This window comes from Polyangiaceae bacterium, from assembly GCA_020633205.1.
Taxonomy (GTDB): domain Bacteria; phylum Myxococcota_A; class Polyangia; order Polyangiales; family Polyangiaceae; genus JAHBVY01.
On record JACKEB010000031.1, the window covers coordinates 1 to 22,603 of the forward strand.

Below are 22,603 nucleotides of genomic sequence, written 5' to 3' on the forward strand. Positions count from 1 at the left end.
CAGCTCAGGCTCGAATGGTTCCGCCTCCAGGGGTGGGCACCTGCCGAGTTCGGCGCATCGAATGGCCGAGAGCAGCTCAAGGACTGAACCTGCGCCGAGAGTGTGCCCGACACGGGATTTGAACGCTTGCACTGCTTCCGCTCGCGGCCCGAAGCCGCCAATCACCACCGCTTCCGCGCGGTCATTCGCGAGCGTGGACGTCGCGTGGGCGCTCACAAGAAAGGTGTTCCCGGCGACCTGTGCATCACGCAGAGCGTCTGAAACGGCTCGTGTCAGCGCTTCCCCGCTGTCGGCTGGTGAGGTCGGGTGACTCGCGTCAGCTGACGCTGCAAACCCGCTGAGCCACGGACCCGGGCCAGCGTCCCTCGACAGAGCGACCAACGCAGCCCCCTCCCCCAGCGCCAACCCGTCTCGTCGCATCGAGAATGGCAACGGCCGCTCAGCAGTGGTTACCCCCAACGCCTCGAACCCCGCGGCAACAAACGGCGTCAGCGCGTCGTAACCACCAGCGATCACCAGATCCGCCGAGCCATCGTGAAGCAGCTCGCGCCCCACGCCCAGCGCCATTGCGCTGCTCGCACAAGCCGCCAGGACGTGGATCATCGGCGCGGCGGGAAACTCGCGGCGTAGCGCAGCGAGCGGCCCCCAGTAGGGAGCAGCCCGGCACAGCTCCGGATCGCCCTCTCCCCTCACCAGCGCATCAAATGCCTGGGTCTGACTCCACATCCCGCCCGAAGAGGTGCCGATGACGAAGGCCAGGCGTCGCGATCGCCAACCGGCCGTCACCCGGTCGAGGTTGGCGCTCAGCTGCCGCAGAGCGTTCAGGAGCAGCCACTCGGCTGGATCCGAGACGACGTCGCGTGTTGCGCTGCGGGCGACGCGAGGCCTGCGTAGCCCGAGCGACGCGAGCTCGTCGTCGGCTCGAATCCCGGGAAGCGCAAACGGATCTACTGCTTTTCGGCCTTCCCCCAGGGCCGAGATGGCGCCGCTCGCGACGATCCGCGCGGCCTTCAACCTCCGGAGACCTTTCCGAACAGCGTGAACAAGCAGCGCCCTTCGACGACGTCGACGACCAACCCAGTCTCGATGCGCCCGGCTCGTATTTCCTCCAGGCAACACTCGATGGCCAAACCACCCAGCCCCTCCACGCTGCCGCCAGCAGTCGCTTTGTCCGCCACCACCCAGCCCTGCCAGTCAGCTTCCATGCTGCGGTCGGTTCCGCCCAGAAACGCGCTTGTGGCCCCGGGTGGCGTCACAGGCAGTGAACCCGCACTCTCCCCCCAATCCAAGACCGCAATGGTCGATCCGTCGAGAGGCGCGGCTTGAATCAGCTGGGCGCCAGCGCTCCAGGTGTGCGCAGGCGGGATCCCGAACAGGAGTTCACCTGCGCGCTGAGAGATCGGATCAAGTGGCTCGGTTGCCACACAAACCGCGTGGGGAGCTTCCCACAAGCTGACGCAATCAAGCGCCGCATGCAGTGCGGCGTGCCCCGACGCGACTAGCCTGGAAACCGCCGCCGCTGGCCCGTGCAGCTCCGCATAGATGGATGCGTTCCCAGATGCAGCGCTCGGTAGCAACAGCGGGAACTCCAGCGGAGGCACCCGAGACGCCCCCGACTTGCGTGCTCGCTCGAGGAACCGTTGAGCGCGAGACACGAGACCGAACGCCGTCCCGTGGAAAAGACCAACGCGACGCGCTTCACCGATCTCCACGCCGACGAGACATCGCTCCACGCAGGCACTCACCAAGACTGACAGCGGATCGAAACGCCGAGAGCGCTCCGTGTCCAGGACTTGGGTGCGCTCGGGCGGGCGCCGTGGGTCGTCTTCAGCACCAGGAGCCAGCACCTGACTGCGTGTCACGTAGACGCGCCGGGGCTTCCTAGGCGCAGGCGGCGCGACGCTCTCGCGCTCCACCAGGCAAAGCGTGGCGTCCATTCCGCCGAAACCGAATGAGTTGCTCAAGATGGCGCGTGCACGTGTTCTCTCGGAGAGTGTTCCGAGCAGGCTCGGGTGCCCCGTCGTCGCGAGCCGCGGATTGGGCGGGAGTTCGCCGCGTTCGAGGGCGAGCACGCTAAAAACCGCTTCAAGTGCCCCCGCGGCTCCCAGGGTGTGCCCGATCTGAGCCTTGTTGGACGACACGCGTGGAGTCGCGAAGCGCTCTCCGAACACCGCTTCGAGCGCCTCGAGCTCGGCATGATCATTCCGCACGGTACCGGTACCGTGCGCGTTCACGTAGCTGATCTGGTCAGGCGTTTGTTGTGCCTGCTCCAGGGCATCCTGGACCAGCTTTCGCGGCGTGGCCCCGCCGGCCTCGGGTTGTGTGATGTGAAACGCCTCCGCTCCGCACGCCCACCCATCGAGCCAGCCAAGGACGCGTGCGCCTCGCGCTGCTGCTACCCCTGCGCGCTCCAGCACGAGGCACCCGGCGCCCTCGCCAAGGGAGAGCCCTGCGCGATCACTGTCAAATGGCCGCCCACCCTCCGGGTCCAGCAACCCCAGGGCGCCGAAGCCGAGCACGGTCGTCGCGCAAAGCGCGTCTGCGCCGCCACAGTAAACCCGGTCGCACGCCCCAGCGCGAATCCAGGCGGCGCCCATCGCGATCGCCAGCGCGCCGCTAGAGCACGCCGAACAGACCGTGCGTGAGCGGTCGATCTTCCCCACGATGTCCGACGAGCGTGAAGTCAGACCTGAGATAGGAAACGCGAAGAGCGGCGCGAGCTCCTCGGCGCTGGGCTCGGCTCCCAGATTCGCGAGGCACGCCTCGGTTTCTCTGAGTCCCCCGGTGGTGGTTCCCCAGATCAGCCCGACGGTCCCTGAAACTTGACCGCTCTGTGCATGCGCCTCAGCGAGCGCCAAGAGGCCCAGCGCCTCGGTGCGGCTAGCTCGCTCCTTCCAGCTCCCGTCAACGCGAGCCAGAGGAAGCTCCTGGAGTTCGCAGACTCCAACGCCCAGTCCCGCTGCGGCTGAGGGTTCCTTCCGCACGGCAATATCACCGCGGACCAGGCGCAAAAAGGTTGCTTCCGACCCTACGCCGAGCGCACAGATGGCCCCAACGCCAGTGACGGCAACCCGATCGATCATGGTCGCTGCTGCGTGATGTGCTGGGCTATCGCATTGACGCTGGCGAAAATCGGCTTCGCGTCCTCACCCTCGGGAATGCTGACCTCGAACTCCTCTTCGAGGGCGATCGCCAGCTGCAATGCATCAAGGGAATCGAGGCCCAGACCCTCACCGAACAGCGCGCTCCCGTCGTCGATCTGGTCGGGGGTCAGATCACTCAGGTCGAGCTCCCGGATCATGAGTTCCTTGATCTTCAACCGCAGCTCGGCGTCATTCATGGGGCGACCTCAGCATAGCGCGTGGTGGCATAAAACGGTTGCGCAACCAGCGCCAGAGCCACGTCCGACGAAACCGGGCCGTGGGCCAGGCGAGCGATGCCCGGGCCGAGAACAACCCGCCACGGGGATCACGACTTTCGTACAGCGCTAGTGCCAGCAGCCGGCAATCGCCGCCACCTTCAGACACCAAGTTTGCGCCGCACCGCGGAAACGACGTCACTGTCCTTGACCCCATCCGCTTCCGCGCGGTAACTCAGAACCACACGATGGCGCAACGCCGGCAGAATCAACGCCATCACGTCTTCGATGTCAGCAGCTGCCTCGCCTCTGCTCGCCGCCCGGGCTTTGGCCGCCAGAACCAGCGCCTGACTACCGCGAGGCCCGGCGCCGAATCTCACATACTGCTTCACTTCGTTGGGTGCTTCGTCTGAGCTGGGGCGTGTGGCGCGAGCCGCGCGCACTGCCACTGATACAGCTTCGTCGGTGATCGGGATCCGAGGAATGAGGCGTCCGATATTTCGGACGTCTTCGGTGGTGACCACCGGGCGCACGTCGGGCTCGACTCCGCTAGTCGTGCGCCGGGCGATGTCCTCTTCCTCCGTCGCCGACGGGTAACCAACGTGAATTTCCAGCAGGAAACGGTCCAACTGCGCCTCGGGCAGCGGATACGTCCCCTCTTGCTCAATCGGGTTCTGCGTCGCGAAGACCTGGAAGGGGTCCGGCAGGCGGTGGGTACGCCCGCCGACCGTGACGCAGCGTTCCTGCATTGCTTGTAGGAGGGCTGCCTGGGTCTTTGGCGGCGTACGGTTGATTTCGTCCGCGAGCACCAAGTTGTGGAAGATCGGGCCAGGCATGAAGGAGAGCTCGCGGCGCACCACCGCTCCTGCCTCGACCTCGTTGAGCACATCGGTTCCCGTGATGTCCGCAGGGAGCAGATCCGGAGTGAACTGGACGCGGCCGAAGCTGAGATCCAGCGCGCGCGCGACCGACGAGACGAGGAGCGTCTTCGCCAAGCCAGGGACGCCCACCAGGAGCGCATGTCCTCGAGCCAGCAAGGTGACCAGCAAGGCGTCCACTACGTCGCTCTGACCGACGACGGCGCGAGCGACCTGCTCCCGAAGGGCTCCGCAAGCGGTCGAGCAGCGGTCCAACAGGTCGATATCTTGGGTTTCTTCGATGGGTGCGACTGACACTTGGGCTCCAGAAAGGCCGCGCGAGCTTAGCCCGAATCTCCAGATAGTGCAGGACCAACGCCCAGGATCTAGCGGGCCAACCAAGGGCACCGAGCGTGCGTTGGTCAAAGGTTCTACCTGTGAGTTGCCTCGAGGGACTTCGACGTGTAAGCGAAGCGCGGATGCGTTCCAACCCCATCCTCGCCACGCTCCGGCTCGATGCCTGGAGAGCCTCCGCGCTCGAGCCGGATGCCGGCCACAGCGGTTCCACCCGCAAGGTGGTGGAAGTGCGCCCGACCGGCCTGGCAAACGGCAAGTACGGCTGGCCAGCCTGGGGGATCGGAATCGTTGGTGGGCTCCTTCTCCTTGCGGGACTCCTGGTGTGGGGATTGCGCGTGTACCAGTACAAGAAGCGCGGATAGCCACCCGAAACTCTCTTTCCCTCCATGAATCGCTTTCTCAGGCGCGTTCTCTTCGCGCTGCTACTCGGTGTCCTGATCTACGGGGCGTTCGTCGTCTACTCGGGGATCAGCACCGTGCGTGCGAGCCTCGGCGGCTTTCACTGGTGGACCTTCGCTGCCGCGCTTGGCCTTGCCACGTTCAACTACGTGCTGCGCTTCGCGAAGTGGGAGTACTACCTCGCACGGCTCGAAGTACGCGGCGTGCCCAAGTTCGAGAGCTTCCTGGTGTTCCTGTCAGGGTTCGTTCTGACCGTAACCCCTGGCAAGGTCGGCGAGGTGTTCAAGAGCGCGGTGCTCGCGGAGACCCACGGCGTGCCCATGCCCCGAACAGCACCCATCGTGATCGCCGAACGGCTCACCGATGTGATCGCGGTGATCCTGTTGATCGCCTTAGGCTCGGTTGGCTTTCAGGGGGGCCTCAAGTGGGCCGTTGCGGGCACGGTGCTCGTCTCGATTGGCTTGGTGCTGATCCTGTGGCCTGCCCCGATGAATTGGCTGGTGCGGAAGGCTGAGTCCAGCAGCGGACGGCTAAACCGTCTGGCGCCGAAGCTGCGAGAGTCCGTGAACTCCCTGCGGATCGTAGCCAGTCCGGGCGCGCTGCTGATCCCGACGTTGCTTTCCATCGTCGGCTGGGGTTGCGAGGGCCTGGCGCTGTGGCTGCTGCTGAAAGGCTTTGGCTTTCCGGTGCCGGTCTCGCTCGCTGTCTTTTTCTACGCGACCGCGACGCTCGCAGGCGCCGTCGTCCCCGTCCCGGGAGGACTTGGTGTTGCAGAGGCGCTAATCCGAGAGCAACTCGTTCAGCTGGCCCACGTGCCCCACGGGATGGCGACCAGCGCGATGCTGCTGGTCCGCCTGGCAACGTTGTGGTGGGCGGTGCTCGTGGGGTTCGGTGCACTGGGGCTCTTGCGACGGCGCTTCCCGGAGTTGTTGCGCGAGCACGCCGAGCCTCTGGAAGTCGACCACGCTTCACTGGGCAACGCAGATGCTCAGAGCCATTCGCAGCGCGCCCCGTAGCCGGAGCTTTGATATAGGTAAGTCATGTCTGCTCACCGCGGTCGCGGGACATCGACACGACTGATCTCCTGGCTAATCGGCGCGTGCCTGCTCTCGGCCTGTGGGGGTTCGGGTGCAACGCCCGACGTTTCGGGGCGATCTGGCGCTCCGGCGGACAATGAGAGCTTCACCAAAGCGAACAGCGTTTCCGCGGTGCAAGAAGCTTTGGACGGCTTGAGCGATGTCACTGACGTCAGCCTGGCAGGCAAGGGGCTTGGGCCTGAGCTCGGCGGGGCCCTCGCGAGCTTCGCGAAGGTGGGCAGCATCGTGAGCTTGGATCTGAGCGAAAATGAGCTCGGGCCCGATGGGCTGGAAGCGCTGGTTGCGGCAGATTTCGCGGAGCTGAAGCAACTCGATCTGGGTGGCAACGACATCGGTGATGATGGGGTCGCGGCGCTGGCGCGGCTCAAGGCGCCCAACCTCGAAACGCTCAACCTGAGCGGCAATGACGTGAGTGAAGTTGGTGCTCAGAGCCTGGCACAGAGTCCGACACTGGCGCGGCTGAGTGTGCTGGACCTCACCATGAACCCAATCGGCGCGGAGGGCGCCAGCGCGCTGGCCGCCTCCGGGGCCATGAGCCAGATGAAGCAGCTGTACCTCCTTGGCTGCGACATTGGTGAGGAGGGCGCGCAGGCGCTGGCGGCCTCCACAGGACTGAAGCAGCTCGAACAACTGGCCCTTGCGGGCAACGCAATCGGGGATGCAGGCGTCAAGGCCATCGCGGGGGCAAAGCAACTGAGCACGCTTCGGCAGCTCGACCTGAGCGCGAACGACATTGGAGATTCAGGAGCGAGCGCGCTCGCTAGCTCCACGAGCTTGAAGAGCCTCGAGAGCCTCGAGGTGCTGGTGAACCCTGAGATCAGCGACGCCGCCAGAAAGAAGCTTCAGAAGCGATTCGGTGCCAAGCTGAAGCTCTAGCCGATAAGGCTCTTCGAGCGCGCTCAGAATTCGCGCAAGGCGTCGAGCGCCGACGCGAAGTCGGCGGGAGCCGGAGAACGGAACAGCTTGTGCTCCCCTGTCGCCGGGTGAACGAAGCCAAGTTCAGTCGCATGCAGTGCCTGACGTCCCAAGCCCTCGGCGATCTTCGTCAGGCGAGGGTCCTGACTTCGCCGACCGTAGAGCGGGTCACCCAGGATCGGCGTCTTACACTGCTCTGACAGGTGCACGCGGATCTGATGGGTTCGCCCCGTTTCCAGACGGCAACTCACGAGCGCAGCTATCCCGAGTCTTTCGTTTATGTGGAACGAGGTGACGGCGCGCCGCCCCTTGGGAAGCAAGGACGTAAAGCGCTGACGATGCACCGGGTGACGGCCGTGAAACGTCTCGATCCGCCCCTCCTTCGGCTCGCCAAGCGTGAGGGCCAGGTACTCGCGATCAATGCTGTGGGCCTCGAACTGCTCTTTCAAGGCCTCGCGCGTGGTGGCGTCACGCGCCACGACCAAGAGGCCGCTGGTGTCCTTGTCCAGGCGGTGAACAATGCCCGGTCGTCGAAAGCCTTCGGGATCTCGCGGATCGACCGGCAATACCTCGAAGCCAGGACGCGCGAGCAAGCCGTTGACCAAAGTGCCGGAGTGATGACCGGCGCCGGGGTGAACGACCAGACCTGCCGGCTTGTCGATCACGAGGAGCTGCTCGTCCTCATACACGACCTGAAACTCCACGGAAGCATCGGGCTCGGCGGCGCTCAGCTGAGGCGGCGCGGGTTCTACCTCGACGACGTCTCCTGTTCGCAAGACGCTGCTCGCACTGGAAGGCGCGCCGTTCAGCCAGACCCTTTCCTCACGGATCCAGCGCTGAAGCTCGGCGCGGGACACCTGGGGCAGCAGCTTGGCGAGCACACGATCAAGTCGCTCTGCCTTGGCCTTGCCGCTCTCGGCATAGCCGCGGACCGCCAGCTCATCAGTGATTTCGAAGCGCTGTCGCACGCGGATCGCCTAGCAACGAAGTGTGCCACCGCCACCTAGTAAAGGCATACCCGGCACTGCTTCGCGGCGCGGGACACCAGGGCTGCGGTGAGTACGCCTTGACGGCCTACCAGAGCCGACTTTTGATGTGGCCCTTGGATTTCACGAGGATGTCCACCAGAGCGCGATCGTAAAAGTTGCGCTGGTAGAGGTCTGGCGAGACGCGGCTCTTGTACAGCGCACGCCCTTCTTCGATTTCCTCGCTCAGTTCATCGAACAGGTTGTCCGTCTCGATGCCTCGCACAATTTTCTCCTCATTATAGAGTGAGAGATCACTCGCGATGGCGCGGGCAAGGCGACGAGCGGCTTCTTCAGTTTCGATGAGCGGCATCCAGGTTCTCCTCCCCCCCAGTATCTCCTCCCCTGAGCCGAACTGTCAAAACCCCGATCGCCGCAACGACCAAAGCAGGTGTCGCGACAAGTCCGTACCGGGTGGCTCCGAAGAACACCGCGTGGATGGCCACAGTCGAGCCCAGCACCCAGATCCCCACGCGAAGCGCAGGGATCTGGCGCGGCCAGAGAGCCATGAGCAAGAGGATGGCTAGATGTGCAGGCCATAACCACTTCAGGAAGAGAAAGGGTGCAGCCAGCAAACCGAGACCCCAACGCAGACGCTGAAAGCGGTCGCGCGGTGCTCGCACGACCAACCCAAAGAGCAGCAAGAGAATCGTGGCCCGCAGCCACAACAACTCCCAGACGAAGAGGGCCTCGCGCGCCCGCTGAGGGAACGCCTGGGCATTGGCGGTGTGAAGGTACCACCCAGGCGCGTCCCCATAGTCGAAGGTATGAGAAAGCTTCGCGGGGATCAGACGCAGCCACCCGAGTGGATGTTCGAGGATGCGCCGGCGCGCGGCAGCGCCGAAGCAGGCATCCTTCGCCGCCTCAGCCCACACCTCTCTGCATTCCACGGGGAAACCCACATCCTCGACCGAGAGCCATGCCCCCGTCGCCTTCTCGCCGGAACCAATCAACAGGTTCCACCCCCCGTTGGCGCTCACCCAAACGCAGCGGTCCATTTTCTCACAGTTACGCGCGGTCCATGGGAGAGTGACGCATAGTGCGCTGATGCCCACGACGGCCCCGGCAATCAGACGCCGCCAACCCCGCGCGCGCGAAGCGAGTAACCCATAAAGCGGTGCGAGCACGATGACCTGAGGGCGAACCAGCGTGAGCACGCCAAGGAACACCCCGAGCGCGATAGCTCCCCAAGCTCGCCGGCGCCCAAGCCGCGTCCGCGCCAAGCCCGCCAGCAGGAGTATCCCCGACGCCACCACCCCTTCGGTCATGAGCGCGGGTGTGTAGAACACCAGACTCGGGTGGCACGCTAGCGCGACGCCACCAAGCCATGCCCCGCGCTGCGATCCTGACTCGAGGAGGAGACGTGCGCCCGCCCAGGCTGCTCCGGCGCCCAAGACGGCGTTGAAGACCATTGCAACCCAAGGCCGCGGGCCGAAAAGCCAGTAGAGGGCGCCGACCAATGCGGGATATCCCACCGGATAGTGAGCTGCGTAGGTGACGGTCCCATCGGGCCAGGCCCAAGTGTAGCCTTGTGCGGAGGCGATTCGCTCGGCGACGACCTGGTAGAACGATCCGTCCGCCGCGGGTGGGAAGCGACCGGCAGCCCACACAACAACCACGAGTCTGATGAGGAGCGCGAGCGCAAAACACCCCCACGCTGGGCTCTTGAGCAGCTTCATGCGGGGAAGTCTTCGATCACGCCAAGCCGCTCAAGATCCTCGACCAACGCGCAGACCGGCAGTCCGACAACGTTGGAATAGGACCCGCGAATCCCCGAGACCAAGTACGCGCCAATGCCCTGAATCGCGTAGGCGCCCGCCTTGTCCAGGCCTTCCTCGGTCCCCGCATAGCTGAGCAGCGACTTCGACGAGCAGTGGCGGAAGGCAACCCAGGTCGTTTCCGTACGACAACAAATCGGCTCGAGGCTCGTCGTGTACCATGCGAGGCGATAGCACGTCATCACGCGGTGCTCGCGACCGACGAGCTTGAGGAGCATTTCGTGCGCCTGAGCCACGTCCGCCGGCTTACCCAGGATGGTCTCTTCGCAGACGACGCTGGTATCGGCGACCAAGAGCAGTCGGCGCTCACCAGCGGCCAGGCTGCGCGCAACCGCCTCGAGCTTGAGTTGGCTCACTCGCTCCAGGTACGCCTCCGCGCTTTCGCCGTCCCAGACACTTTCGTCGACGTCCGCCGGAGAGACCTCGAACGAGAGACCCACCCCGCGGAGTAGCTCAGCTCTCCTGGGTGAAGCGGATCCTAGGATCAGGTTCAAGGCACGATTCATGGCGTGCTGCGCGTACGCCAGGATGCGCAACATGACAACCCGTGCGCGGAGTTCCTAAGCGGAAGCCTGGAGCTAAACCGCTTGCGAGTGGGCAGAGCCCAAGTCGCGATGGTAGTGTCGAGTACCTCCGACCCCGATGCATCGTTCAGTCCAGCGCGCCCCGCGCGTGCGTCGCTTGGCGCATCAGCTCCTTGTCTCCGTCGGCGCATTCGCGCTGGTAAGCCTGACTCGCCCCGCGCTCAGCAGTGCCGCTGAGTGTGACGCGATTGAGTCCCCTTGCGTCCCCGCGTCACCGCTCTGGACCCGGGCCGGCCAGTCCCGGTGGTTGACCGTGCCGAGTCCAGAACTCGCCCGGCCTGGCGAGCTCTCTCTGAATTTGACCAGCGACTACACGTACAAGCCTCTGCTGCTCAAGGTGCCCTCTCCGGATCCTGAGGGGCGGGAGATCCGGCTCGTGCATCACCGAGTCTCGACGACCGTCGGCGCGCGGTACGCCCCTAGCGAAGGCGTTGAGCTGGGCTTAGCCGTCCCACTCGTCGTGTACCAAACCGGTGCTGGGACCAAAGCCATCACTGACCGCGACGCCGACCCCATCGCAACGACTGCGCTCGTTGATCCGCGCCTGGAGGGACGCTATCGCCTCTGGGAGGGTGAGCCTGGCAACCTCGACGCCGGCGCCATCGTAGTATTTCCGCTCGGCAATCAAGATGCCCACGCAGGCGAGCCGAGCCTCGTCTTTGCCCCCGAGCTAATTTGGGGAGTCCGCGTTGGAGCCTTCAGCCTGGGCGCGGAGGTGGGAGTGCGACTACGCAAAAGTGTGGACCTGGGTAACGCCAGCTACGGCAGCCAGCTTTCTGTTGCGCTCGCTGCCGACGCCGAACTGTTGGAGCGCTGGCTCAGTCTCGCCGCTGAGGCGCAGCTCCTGAGCGGATTTGCCCCACGCACGACACAACTCGACCCGAGCACCCGGACCAGCCACCTGGAGCGCCCCGCGGAATGGCTGGCAGGCGTACGCAGTGAGCCCATATCGCGCCTGCAGTTGAGCCTCTTGGCGGGCACCGCACTGCCCCTTGGCAGCGAGACGTCCGGCAACGCTAGTGAGTCGTTTGCGAGTCTGGGTGCGGCGCGCTTCCACGGCGTGTTCGATCTGCGCTACCGCTTTCAATAGTAGTATTCTTACCGCACGGAAGCGCTCTGTTTCAACCGCTCACGACGCTAGACCGAAACCGCGCCCCCTCCGACCAACGGCTTGGAACACGTGCCTCCGTCCGCGCCACGGCTAGAAAACCCGCTGCGGCACGTAAATTCGATCTCCGGCCTGCAGCGGAATGTCTGGTGCGGTTCCCTCGGTGATCGCCTCAGCTGAGACAACAACGGTTACGTCGCCGCCCTTTTTTCTTTGCCGGGTCAGTCGCAGCTGATCGAGCTTGGCGATGCTGTTGAATCCGCCGGCTTGGGACACGGCTTGAATCAGCGTCAACCCGGGTTGATAGGGGAAGCTACCCGGCTTCTGAACTTCGCCGAGCACCGTCACCTTGCGACTGTTGTACGCCTCGACCCGCACGATGACGACGGGCTTCTGCAGGATCTTGCGCCCCTTAAGCTCCTTGGTAACGAGCTTGGCGACTTCTTGGGGCTCGAGACCGCCGACCTCCAAGCGCTCCAAGTAGGGCAACGCCACCGTGCCGTCAGAAGCGATTTGGTACTCTTCGGGCAGATCCTTCTCGCCAACGATCTGCATCTTGAAGACGTCGCCCGGCCCGAGTTGGCTCGATTCCTCGACCGGAGGCAGCGTCCCCCGAACCGCCGGCCCTGAACTCCCGCATCCCACGAAGAAAAGGGATACACAAAACAGCCAGACGACGAGCGGACGCATGTGGCTCGAGATGCTGGCCACCGGACGCACGTTCATATCCGCGTCACATGAACCAGCGCGCCCCGAGCCAAACCTCGTAGCGACTGAACTTCAAGTTGTCGGTCCCAGCGGTTGGGTCTTCCGAAATCGGGACGCGGTTCTCGCTTAGGTTGGCGTTGTAACGCAGCGTCGCGTTCAGCCCGAAACTATCGCTGGTTCGATATTCGCCGAAGATTGAGGCGTCCACGCGATTCTCGGTGAAGCTGCCGAAACGCAAGGCACTGCTCTGGAAGAAGGAGTCGGGGTAAGTGACGTGTGACACACCACCCTCGACGGCCACGACCACCGATCCCCCCAGGAAGTAGTCGAAACGCAGATACCCGCGATCAAGCTGATAGTAGTCACCGAGGTAGCTATTGCGGAAATCTCGCAGGTACCCCACGGCAACGGACGACAGGCCAACACCGGCTGAAGTCGCCTCGAGGTCTGGCTGTGGTGTCACAAACCACTTCAGTTCGCCTTGGGCGATCAGGCTGTCGAAGTCTTGAACCGGTTTCCCGTCCCGGGATTCGTAGAACGAGGCGCCCCAGCCAACCAGCGCGAGCAACGCGAAACGATTCGTCACCAAACCGTTCACCCCGACCCGCGCCCGAACCGGCGTCGAATTCTGCTGCCCAGTGTCTTTGGTGTAACGGAGGAAGCCGAACGACGCGTCATACATCAACGCGGTTCGAGGCAGGAAGCGCCAGCGCCCGCGCGTCTTGATGCTGTGTTGCTGGTTGTTGAATTCGGTAAACGAGTCCTGTTCAAACAGCGTTGTCTCGAACTCGTAGCCAAGACGCCAATCGAACAGCCCACCTCCTGGACGCCAGATCACGCCTGCCCCAGCCCGGATGGTATCTCGGTCAAACGCCAAGTTCGTGTCCGGAGAGTTGGACGGCTGGATCAGGCGTACGTAGTCGGCAAATACATCCCCACCCCAAGGACGCGTCGGAGCGATATCCAGCTTGAGACCCGCCCCGATGCTGACGTGCCTTTGGTCGGCGACCTGATCACTGTTGGCGCTATCCGCGGCGATCAACTCGTTGTAGCTGGCGGAGACGTTCGCCCGGAAGGCAAGCGAACGATTCTTGGCATCAGGAGCGCGCTGGGCCCCAAGCGTGCTCAACGACAACGACGGCGTGATTCGTAGGCGGTATGCTGCGATCTCCGGCTCTCCCGACTCCCCTGAGGCTTGGAAGTAGTTGGAGTCGTAGCCCAGCTCGCCCGCGATTCCGGGATGAAGCTCCAGGTCACCAGTTCGAATACCCGGTCCCTCGCCCAACCGGCGATCGGCAAGCCAGGGCTGCGATTGAGCCCCCGCAACACCAGTCGCCAAGGAAGCGGCACACAGCGTGGCCGCAGCAAAGATCTTCTTCATCAGATTACGTCCGAATAGCCTGCAGTATGAGAGTCAGCCTGGGGAGGGAGAGAAGCTCTCACGAATCAGGGCTGCTGACGACAGGAGGCGTACTGATGAGCGGATCGTCGGGATACTCTGATGGATCCGTGTCGGCAATGTTCGGGTCGATGGTGAGCTTCACGTCCGTCTCTCCGACGAATCCAGCTTCATCCCCAACGCACTGGTTCGCTTCAGCTGCCAAGGAGCGACCGCGATCGCGTAGTACGCCAAGCACGGAGAACTCATGCTTCGCGCGGTCAGCGTCCTTGCGCTCGGCGGCGGTTTTTAGGCTGCCCTGGCGCTCCTTGAACGAGCGAACTGCGACGTCCACCTGGTTGAGCTTGTCGTCCAAACAGAGCACCTTCACGACGTCGCGGGCTTGGCGCGCCGTTTCGAGCTGCTTACGGATCGTGGTCGCGGTGCGTTCCATCTCTCCCAAGTACTGGTCAGCACGTTTGACCTGCTCCTCGGGGGAGAGATTCAGGTCCTCCTGAGAAGTGACGTCCACGGGGGTGGGCGCGCCACCGTTACCGGTCTGAGCAACCGCGACACCCCAGCCGCCAACCATCAAGGCGGCGATAAGGAAACCGATCTTCCTCTTGTAACTTCTCATCAAGACCCCGCCTCCCTCCTCAAGTCCCAAACTCCTGCGAGCCTGGGCGAAGCATGACCACCGCGCGTGCGCGATTGCCTACCGATACAAGCGAGTGCGGCCGAGTATATGAGCCGTCTCCAGAGGTGTCAACGACACCCACATCGCCGATTTGACAGGAATTCCGCGGCCCTGGGGAGCTAGAGCGGGTCGACTCCAACATGCTGGGTATCAGCACGCTGGAGGTCGGACCGCTTTTTGCGCGTAGTTCCATGTCGTTCATCAAATCCGCGGGCGGCCACCTGCCCGTACTTCATGCTCAGGTGCCTGACAGTACGGGCGAATTCAGCGTGGCTTGATGGGTTGGGCGGATTTGATGCGCCTCAGTTCTGCTTCACGAAGGTGACCGGCACGCTGATGACAGCGCTACCGCCTTCTGGGGGAGAGAACTGGGCGGCGCTGGCGCGAGACTGGACGCAGCTGACGACGGATCCTGGCAAATTGCCGCTCGAAGAGGCCGAGACCCCCTGCACCTCACCGCCTGGGCCCACTCGGATGCTGAGTCGGATGCTTCCCTGCGCATCCGGGTTTTGAGCCAGACCACGCTGGTAGCACGCACGGAAACCAGCGCGCATACCAGCCACTACCCGGCTCGCGTTGCTCACGTTACCGCCTGCAACCGCGGCGCCGCCAACTGCAGCGCTACCGGTTGGCCCCTTCACCTTGCCCCCGGTACCACTGCCTTCTCCGCCAGCTTTGCCGGTTGCGCCAATGGATCCGAGTCCTCCGCCAGAGGCACCGGGGCGTAGCGGGCCGCCCCCCCCAGGGATGCTCAGGCCACCAGGACCGCTGGTGCCAACACCCGCGCCGCTCGCGGCAGCACGGTCCAGGGCGTCGGTGGTCACCTCACCATCTTGGAGCACGCCGGCGGTTGCCGGGCCCTGACCAGCCAGGGCGCCCAAGGTTTGCATCTCGAGCTGCTCCAACTCGTTGGACAGCGCTGCTGCCTCTTTCGCGCTCATGTTGCCACCGCCGGCAGCTTTGCCAGGCGCCTTTTGCCCTGCGGAAGCGGTCTTCTTCTCGGGCTCCTTCGCATCCTTGGTCTCGGTGGGAGTCTCGTCCTCCGGGGTCGGATCCTCGAGCGGGGGCGGAGGGGGTAGGTTTTTCACCGTGTCGATCAAGCCCTGCACATTCACGTTCTCGTCGATGATCGGGTCGAGCCAATCTGAGTAGATCAAGCCGATCGCCATGAGATGCGCGAGAAACGAAAACGCCGCGATCATCGTCGTCGGCCAGTCGATGCTCGTGGCCCCGCGAGTGACGGAAACTGGAAGCTGCGGTCGCGGTTGAACCGGAGGGGGTGCGACGAACTGGAAGAGGAACGTCGTGTCCCCGATCACCACCTTGCCTCGGGAATCCTCGGTAAGGGCGACCTGGTAAGCACCTTGTTGGGTGCGCCTCGCCTGCCCACGTAGAACGTTCAGGTCGCTGATGCCCGTCGGCAGCGCCACGCGACCCGTCATTCCGTCCAGGAAGTTGAGGGCGTACTGATTGCCAACCAGCTCGAATAGCCGGAAGTTCGCTGGGATGTTCCCCACGGCAACGACGAACATGCTGCGCTCGGAAGGGCCCACCGTCACGTGAGTGCGCTGCTTGATGATGCGCTCCTCAATGACGCGTCCGTTTTGAACCAGGCCGATTCGCAGAACCTTGGGGCCGGTCGCCATGACGGCCCGCATCACTGCGGTCATCTGGCCAGGGCGTTGTTGTCCAGGTCCTTGAGCTTGGGGCTGTTGCGTCATCGATTACCTCTCGGGACCCTGAAAGGGTCAGCAGGAAAGCGCGCGTCCGACACAGGCACTTCCTGAAAGTTCCTAGACCAAGAAAAAAATTCCTGAGGACCGTCCCTCTTCTAGCAGAGTCCTTCGCAAACTTTCCTTGCTTTGCGCGAGGTTACCCGGCCTTGGGGGGACGGGTCTAGATTCGTGGGCGTGTCACTCCAAGTACGGGCGAGTGGGGTCGAAAGTTCACTCCAAGCCCTCGTGGTCGAAGCGTTGTCGCGAAACCTCAGCCAACCGGCGCGTCACGTGGCCCCATGCCTCAAGCTGGGCCCGCGCGCGCGTTTGGGCGCTCTTCGCCAGGCCGGTGCACACCAGTCCTCCCGTCACGCCAGCGCAGAGACATATGAGGGCTGTTGTGGGTGTCCCTCCCCCCCGCAAGAACTGAATTAGTTGAACGACGGCGAGCATCCCGCCCCCGGCCAGGGCAATTCGGCTCGCGCTCTTGGCCACTTCGTGAGCCCCGCGGAGTTCGTACTTGAGGTCCCCGACGACGACATTCACTTCAACTACCGCTTGGCGTGGCGTGCGGGCATCGAGCACCGCGTCCAGCAAGTCCCGACCCGGACCCGACGCGACTTGATCGCGCAACTGCGCCAGACGGGGCACGCTGGCGTGCCCAAGGCGATCGCGAAACTCTCGCCCGTCGGCGACGGCGTTCAGCTTGCGGTTTCGAGCGACGGCTGCCCAGATGCACGCAGTCGCGAGCACACAGGCCAGCGCGGCAGACAGCATCAAAATGGGTCGCGGTAGAGCGCCTTCTCGATGCGATCGAGGAATGGCTGACGAAGCTCCGCGAGGGTCAGCTTGGGCTGGATGCGGCTCACATCCACAGCCGCGATGGGCTTCTGCACGCGGCCCACGATGGTCACCTCACTGATGGTGACCACGCGACTCTTTCCCTGCGCAAACGCAGCGCTTGGAACCAGGAGTGCCGATCCCACAAGGACCGTGGTGATGATTCGTTTCATGGCGTCCTCCTAGAAACTTGCAGAGCTGCCCTTCTTGGGCTCCTCTTTGGCTGGGGTCTTGGCGTCACCTGCCTTGGCGTCACCCGCCGCAGGCGCCGCAGGCGCGGCCGGTGGAGGCGGAGGTGGAGCCTTGGCCTCGGCTTCGGCAATTGCCTTCTGGCTCTTCGCCCGCACGATCAGCTCATCCGTGTCATCCGGATCGCCAGGCTGCGCGCGAGGGTGTAGCTCTTTGTACTTCTCGAAGGCCGTGATCGCCTTCTCCGCTGCGGTCTTCTTGTCGACACCCGACATCTGCCCGCCGAAAAGGTAGAGCAGTCCCAGGTTGTAGTAGGTCTTTGCCAAGGTGGGTTCGCGCGACTTCACCACCTCCAGTTCCTTCAGCGCGGCGTCGGGGCGCCCGAGGAGCCGGTACGCATCGCCCAAGTTCAGATGGGCGAGCAGGTTCCGACGGTCGTACTTCAGGGCGCCCTCGAGGAGGCCCGCCGCCTCGACCGCATTGCCAGACTCGAGCATGAACGCCGCGAGGCTGACTCGCGCCTCTACCAGATCGGGGCGCGCGGCGACCGCTTCCTTGAACTCGTCGAGCGCGGCGTTGCGCTTACCCATTTCCCGGAGGATCAAGGCGCGCAGCAAGCGAGCTTCCGCGTTCGCTTTGTCGCGCGGCGGGTTTTCGTCTCCAAACCCATCGAGGATGGCCCGCAAGGTGTAGAGGGCGAGATCCAGTCGACGGTTGCGGTAGTGATCGCGCGCCAGGGTGACCATCGCGGGGCGGTAGTCAGGGTTCCGCTTGAGCGCCATCTGCGCGAGCTTTTGGGCTCCCGCAGAGTCCTTCTGGATACTCTTCAACTCCGCCTGAGCGGCCGGAATCGCCGCGCTCTTCGGCATCGCCGCGGACTTGGACTGCAGGAATGACTCGGCTTCACCAAAGCGCTTCTTGGAAGCGAGCAGCATCGCGTACGCGACGATGGCTGGCTCGTAGTCCTTCACTACATCGATGGCCTTTTGATAGCTGCGGAGCGCGCCGTCTTCGTCGTCGATCCGCTCCTTGACCGCACCGAGCGAGAAGTAGGCACGGTAGGCTTTCGAATCGGCTGAGATAGCAGCCTCGAACTGCTTCTTCGCGGTGTCGAGGTCGCCGTTCTTGAAGGCTTCAAGGCCCGCGTTGTACGCGGACGCCGCGTCGGCGTTCATCTGCGGCCGGTTGGATGCCTCGCCGCTCGATAGGCCGTCGGTCTGGGCGTACTGCGCGCCTTCGGGGGTCGCAACTTGTCCACCACCAACCGCCGAGTTAGGCGGAGGCCCGACAGGGTTCTGCGCCTCGGTCGTGCCTTTCTTGGAGCAACCGATCTGAGCGGTAGCGAGCGCTAGGGCGAGTAGAATTCCGTATCGCATCATTTCCCCCGTCTCAGTTGGCCACCGGGAGCGGCTCGACCATCCCGTTCGCCGCGGGCTCACCCACCACGCCTGGCCTGATTCTGACGAACATGCCTTCGGTGTAGTTCAAGTCCTTCACGCGCGCCGTATAGGCTTTCATCTTCGCCTCACCCACAACGTCCGTGAGGAACGCTAGGCGGCGAATCGCCCGCACGACCTCGGGCTTCGAGATGTTGTAGCGACGCGAAAGCACAACCGATTCGGAGTAACGCACGACGGCAATCTCGTCGGCGCTGTTGAGCTCCTTGTCCCGAGCGTCGCGCCACGCCTGCTGAATCTTGACCCGAATGGCGTCCGCCTTCTCCTGCAGATCCGGGTTGTCGCTCTCCTCGGCGGCTTTCAGCGCCTTCTCTTGAGCGGCGCTGAACATCTTCAGCTCCGGTGGGCGCGTGTTGTAGAGACCGGTACGCAACGAGTCGTAGACCGAGCCCTGGCGCGCCCTGGAGACGATGGTCCAGGTCGGACTGACGTAGGTGTCGATCACCTTCTGTAGCTTGTCGTGCCACGCCTTGGCCTCGGTCGCGTCCTTGCGATACCCCTGGATGACCTCGGTGACGGTGCCCTTGTAGCGATGGTGGCCGGTGTCGTAGTCGAACTTCGACTTGAGGTCGGCGTCGATTTGGACGTATTCGGCTTCCGCCCCCATATCCGCCTCACGACTGCCGAGCGCCGACGACGCGCCGTCTTTCCGCGGGGCAAGTCGATTCCACTTGGCAAATGCCGCTGTCGTGTTCTTCCACCAGGTGGTCTGGTCGCGCTGGCCCGAAGCACGCTTCATGCGCGCGACGTTGAACGCCGCCTCGACGACGTACTGCGCGGCCGCGTCCTGCTTTTGGTAGCGCTTGTAGTAGGTCTCCATGGCCGCCTGTGCCTTGCGGCGTGCGGCGGCGTTTCCACCTTCGTCAGCGCTGAACTCGTCCCACTTCTTCACCTCACTATTCGCGATGATGAAGTCCGCTTCGGCGAGTTCCTTGGGCGAAGCACCTAGCTTGGCGAAGCGATCCTTGGACCGCGCCATCCCGCCTTCGTCGCCAAGGCTGGAGTAGAGGCCGAGCGCCTGCTGCGCCGCCTGCCGGCGATCCTCTGCCTTGAAGTGCTCGATGGTGCTGATCTTGTCGAAGGTCTCCGCGGCCTTCGGGTAGTCGAAGAACAGCACGTACGAGCCTGCGAGCGCGTCGTAAGCCTGCTTGAGGTACTTGACTCGTTCTTCGTACTTCGCTGGCTGGGGGTCCTTCGGCGGCTTCGCCTTTGGATCACCGTCACGCAGCTCTTTCAGCTTCTCGTCGCTGCCGTACTTCGAGATGAACAGCTCGTACATCTCGATGGCCTTGTCGTACTCGCCAACCTGCTTGTACGCGTAGGCACCGTTCATCGCCGCTTCGGGCGCCTCGTCACGTGCCGGAGCTGCATCAAGCGCCGCCTTGTACGCAGCGGCCGCCGCGCGCCACTTCTTGTCGCGCTCGGGACCTGGCGACATCTTCTGAGCTTCCTCGAAGAGCTTCGCGGCGTCCTGGTAGGCCAGCCCAGATTTCACGGGCTGACGGATGTTGTCTTCTGCTGCCTTGGTCTCGGGGTTGTACGCGCAGCTGGGACCTTCGACGAGGCGACGCGACTCCTTGGCGTCGCCCTCGAAGTTCGCCATGCTGATCAGCTTCTCCCACGCCTTGTAGCCCCACTCGTTCTTGCCGCAGAACTGTTCATAGAGCGGCGTGAAGCGCTTGCGAGCTTCGGCGAACTGACCATAGACGAAGAAGTATTCGCCGGCCTGGAAGGCGTAGAGCGGTCCGTTCTTCTCGGGATCTCGATCGATCGAGATGCGGGCGTTGTAGTCCTCGCGGGCTTTGACAGCCTCGAGGATGGGAGCCGGCACCGGCTCCTTCACGACCTTGCGAGAGCTGCCCTCCCCTTCGAACTTCACTTCCTCACGCTTCTCTAGCCCGTCGCTGCCCGAAGAGGCCTCATAGCGTCGGTACAGGTCGTTCAACACCTGCTGGGACAGATCCACGAGGTAGTAAGCCGAGGGCTGGAGGTACTTGTCGTCCTCGTTCGAGTCGCGCACCGCGATCAGTGCCTCCCGCGCAGACGTGACCTCAGCTGGGGTTGGCGTGCGCTGCATGACGACTTGGATGCGCACCACCTGGTAACGCGCGTCCGCTAGCCAGAAACGGCTCTCATACGCGTCCAACGCATTGGGATCTTGCTCTAGGTATGCGCGCCATCCCGTTTCCGCGAGGCGATACTCGGACACAGACTTCTCGAGTAGCCTGACCTGCTCACCTGCATCGCTGAGTTCGCGAGCACGCTCGAACAGCGCACGTCCGTTGTTGGTGTGATCCGCCGCCGCGCGCTTGAGCCCGTTTCGAACCAGGAGCTCCGCCTGCTGCAACGCCTCGGGGTCGTCACGGTTTGCGTCCGTCCACGGCGTCGTACCGACGTAGGCGGCCAGCTTCGTGCGCGCCTCGAGCGCCTTGGCGGCGTACTCGTCGTGGGCTGCCGAGCCTTCAGGCGCGAGCTTCGAGAGCTGGTCGTACAGCTCCGCGACCTTGTTCTGCATCACGGGTGCGTCGCGATCCATCGGGAACTTCTTGAGCGTCAGCTCAAGCGTCGCGATCGCGTTGCGGTTCTGCGTGATCTCGATGAACTCTTGCGCCAGGCTCTTGTAGATCTCGACAGTCCACTTCTTGTCCTGCGGGATGAGCTTGGGGTCTTGAACGCGCTCGATGGCAATCGCCATCTTTGACTCCGCAACCAGCGGATCGGTCTCGAGGTCGAGCACGTCGTTGCGCGGGATGAGCGGGTGCTCTGGAGGCGGCCCCTCCATATCCACGTAGGTGAGTGAGCCGGCGATGTACGTGTACGCTTCCGAGCGGAAATCAGCGCCGGGGTCGCCCGTCTTCTCCTCTTGCTCGTCAGCGTAGTGCAGCAACTTGACGAACTCCTCAACGGCCGTCTTGTAGCGCTGCTGCTTGAAGTAGGTCCAAGCGAGCTTGTAGAGCGCCACGCCATATAGCGGTGGCTTCTCGATCTTCATCGAGTGCTCGTACGCCCGAACGGCTCGGTTCAGATTGTAAGGGCCCCCGTGGGGGTCAATCTGATCGAAGTGGAAGTTGCCAAGCTGCCACCAGACTTCGGCCTCATAGCGGGGCTCCTGCCCTGGCTCGAGCTGTTGCGGCAAACCAGCACAGGAGTCGGGATAGGGATCCCGGAACAGCAGTTCTTCGTCTTCAGGAGCCTTAGCGAGGTTGCCCCGACGTCGCTTGTCCTGATCCAGGGGAACCGGGTTCTTGTTGTACCAGTCGTTCCAGAACTTATCGTCGTGGTCCTGAACGAGTGGCTCGAGCAGGATCTTGGACGCGTCATCGGGGTTGTCTTTGACGTGGTACTTGTTCGCGCAAACCAGGGCGCGCCACGCCTGCTGCCCCTCCTCCATGCGGTTCGCGTCAGTCATCGCATGACCGAGGTAGTAGTACACCGCGGCGGTCTCTTCGTACTGCGGGTACTCGCGGATGATGCGCCGGTAGAGGTTGATCGCCGGGTCGAGGGCCGTCGTTAGATCGGCGTCGAAGTCGACGCGAGCGCGCTCTTCATAGAGCGCGGCGAGACGAAACATCGCGTCCGGCGTTGCAACTGGGTGAGCGTTCTCCCCGCTGTAGCGCGCGATGAACTCCTCGAGGCGCTTGATGGCCTCGTCGCGAGCGGCCGTGAGGTTCTTTTGTTCAATGTCGATCTCACGGTCGAGCGCGCTCAGTACCCGACGACGCCGTTCCTCGTAGTGGTGGCGGACGATCATGGTGAGCGTCTTGCGGTAGCTCTTCGCCCCCTTCTCATACTCCTTGAGCTCATCTTGGAGCATCTTCAGTGCGTCGAGCTGCTCCTTGGACGGCGCAGGAGGCGGTGGCGCCCCCGTCTTGACGGGAACGCCGGTCACCGCAGTCGTCGGAGCTGGTGCGGGCGCGGAGCTTGCGGAACCACTGGCCGAGGCGGAGGGCGGTGCTGAGGACGAGGCTGAGGGCGCCGCCGACGCCGGCGGAGCACTCGCCGAAGTCGAGGCGGACGGGGCAGGCTGAGACTCCGCTGGAGCAGAGAAAGCGCCGATCACCCCAACTGCTGCGATAGCGAGGAGACTCGCGAACCGAGGCGAGCTCGTGCTAGGCGCGGCGAGGCGACCCCAGAGCGAGGC

The 22,603-nt window shown here is 63.8% G+C and carries 21 protein-coding genes; 5 read left to right on the forward strand and 16 right to left on the reverse strand.

What is annotated here, in order from left to right:
• The 4 genes from H6718_36730 to H6718_36745 form a co-directional block, all read right to left on the reverse strand.
• Positions 1–1,014 (reverse strand): 3-oxoacyl-ACP synthase (locus H6718_36730; protein ID MCB9591009.1); only part of this gene is annotated, 1,014 nt, incomplete at its 3' end.
• Positions 1,011–3,083, reverse strand: coding sequence for a hypothetical protein (locus H6718_36735; protein MCB9591010.1), 2,073 nt, complete (start codon positions 3,081–3,083; stop codon positions 1,011–1,013). The genes H6718_36735 and H6718_36730, both read right to left, overlap by 4 nt.
• A complete protein-coding gene (locus H6718_36740; protein ID MCB9591011.1) occupies positions 3,080–3,301 on the reverse strand; it encodes a hypothetical protein in 222 nt (73 codons plus the stop codon). Before H6718_36740 ends, H6718_36735 begins: the two co-directional genes overlap by 4 nt.
• A gap of 218 nt (positions 3,302–3,519) precedes the next feature.
• Complete coding sequence (locus H6718_36745) at positions 3,520–4,533, reverse strand: MoxR family ATPase (GenBank protein ID MCB9591012.1); 1,014 nt, start codon at positions 4,531–4,533, stop codon at positions 3,520–3,522.
• Between the two features lie 161 nt (positions 4,534–4,694).
• Between H6718_36745 and H6718_36750 the strand changes: the two genes are divergently transcribed.
• From H6718_36750 to H6718_36760, 3 genes are read left to right on the forward strand one after another with little or no spacing between them, the layout of a single operon-like run.
• Positions 4,695–4,934, forward strand: coding sequence for a hypothetical protein (locus H6718_36750; protein ID MCB9591013.1), 240 nt, complete (start codon positions 4,695–4,697; stop codon positions 4,932–4,934).
• A 24-nt stretch (positions 4,935–4,958) separates the two neighbouring features.
• A complete protein-coding gene (locus tag H6718_36755; protein MCB9591014.1) occupies positions 4,959–5,987 on the forward strand; it encodes a flippase-like domain-containing protein in 1,029 nt (342 codons plus the stop codon).
• Between the two features lie 24 nt (positions 5,988–6,011).
• On the forward strand, positions 6,012–6,944 hold the full coding sequence (locus H6718_36760) for a hypothetical protein (protein ID MCB9591015.1): 933 nt from the start codon (positions 6,012–6,014) through the stop codon (positions 6,942–6,944).
• A 23-nt stretch (positions 6,945–6,967) separates the two neighbouring features.
• Here the strand turns inward: H6718_36760 and H6718_36765 are convergent, their stop codons facing one another.
• The 4 genes from H6718_36765 to maf form a co-directional block, all read right to left on the reverse strand.
• Positions 6,968–7,933 (reverse strand): RluA family pseudouridine synthase, encoded by a 966-nt coding sequence (locus H6718_36765; GenBank protein MCB9591016.1) that lies wholly within the window; start codon positions 7,931–7,933, stop codon positions 6,968–6,970.
• A gap of 124 nt (positions 7,934–8,057) precedes the next feature.
• Complete coding sequence (locus H6718_36770; GenBank protein MCB9591017.1) at positions 8,058–8,321, reverse strand: hypothetical protein; 264 nt, start codon at positions 8,319–8,321, stop codon at positions 8,058–8,060.
• Positions 8,302–9,687 (reverse strand): hypothetical protein, encoded by a 1,386-nt coding sequence (locus H6718_36775; protein ID MCB9591018.1) that lies wholly within the window; start codon positions 9,685–9,687, stop codon positions 8,302–8,304. The genes H6718_36770 and H6718_36775 overlap by 20 nt, the downstream gene beginning before the upstream one ends.
• Complete coding sequence (maf, locus tag H6718_36780; protein MCB9591019.1) at positions 9,684–10,292, reverse strand: septum formation protein Maf; 609 nt, start codon at positions 10,290–10,292, stop codon at positions 9,684–9,686. Before maf ends, H6718_36775 begins: the two co-directional genes overlap by 4 nt.
• A 136-nt stretch (positions 10,293–10,428) precedes the next feature.
• On the opposite strand from maf, the gene H6718_36785 reads away from it, so the two are divergent.
• The gene (locus tag H6718_36785) at positions 10,429–11,460 is read left to right on the forward strand and encodes a hypothetical protein (protein MCB9591020.1); all 1,032 of its coding nucleotides are present in this window, start codon (positions 10,429–10,431) and stop codon (positions 11,458–11,460) included.
• A gap of 111 nt (positions 11,461–11,571) precedes the next feature.
• On the opposite strand, the gene H6718_36790 is transcribed toward H6718_36785, so the two are convergent.
• From H6718_36790 to H6718_36825, 8 genes are all read right to left on the reverse strand, one after another.
• Positions 11,572–12,198, reverse strand: a complete 627-nt coding sequence (locus H6718_36790; GenBank protein MCB9591021.1) for a polysaccharide export protein — start codon at positions 12,196–12,198, stop codon at positions 11,572–11,574.
• A gap of 13 nt (positions 12,199–12,211) precedes the next feature.
• Positions 12,212–13,567, reverse strand: a complete 1,356-nt coding sequence (locus H6718_36795) for an outer membrane beta-barrel protein (protein MCB9591022.1) — start codon at positions 13,565–13,567, stop codon at positions 12,212–12,214.
• Positions 13,568–13,625: 58 nt separating this feature from the next.
• A complete protein-coding gene (locus H6718_36800; protein ID MCB9591023.1) occupies positions 13,626–14,201 on the reverse strand; it encodes a hypothetical protein in 576 nt (191 codons plus the stop codon).
• Positions 14,202–14,563: 362 nt separating this feature from the next.
• Positions 14,564–15,982, reverse strand: coding sequence for an AgmX/PglI C-terminal domain-containing protein (locus H6718_36805; GenBank protein ID MCB9591024.1), 1,419 nt, complete (start codon positions 15,980–15,982; stop codon positions 14,564–14,566).
• Between the two features lie 225 nt (positions 15,983–16,207).
• Positions 16,208–16,753, reverse strand: a complete 546-nt coding sequence (locus tag H6718_36810; GenBank protein MCB9591025.1) for a hypothetical protein — start codon at positions 16,751–16,753, stop codon at positions 16,208–16,210.
• Entirely contained in the window at positions 16,753–16,989 is a 237-nt protein-coding gene (locus H6718_36815) for a hypothetical protein (GenBank protein ID MCB9591026.1), read from the reverse strand. Before H6718_36815 ends, H6718_36810 begins: the two co-directional genes overlap by 1 nt.
• A 9-nt stretch (positions 16,990–16,998) precedes the next feature.
• Positions 16,999–18,381, reverse strand: coding sequence for a tetratricopeptide repeat protein (locus tag H6718_36820; protein ID MCB9591027.1), 1,383 nt, complete (start codon positions 18,379–18,381; stop codon positions 16,999–17,001).
• A 13-nt stretch (positions 18,382–18,394) separates the two neighbouring features.
• Positions 18,395–22,276: a hypothetical protein gene (locus H6718_36825; protein MCB9591028.1), complete on the reverse strand. Its 3,882-nt coding sequence runs from the start codon at positions 22,274–22,276 to the stop codon at positions 18,395–18,397.
• Between H6718_36825 and H6718_36830 the strand changes: the two genes are divergently transcribed.
• Positions 22,257–22,490 carry a hypothetical protein gene (locus tag H6718_36830; protein ID MCB9591029.1) on the forward strand — a complete coding sequence of 78 codons (234 nt, stop codon included), beginning with the start codon at positions 22,257–22,259 and terminating at the stop codon, positions 22,488–22,490. The two genes, H6718_36825 and H6718_36830, sit on opposite strands and share 20 nt — an antisense overlap.
• Positions 22,491–22,603: the final 113 nt, after the last annotated feature.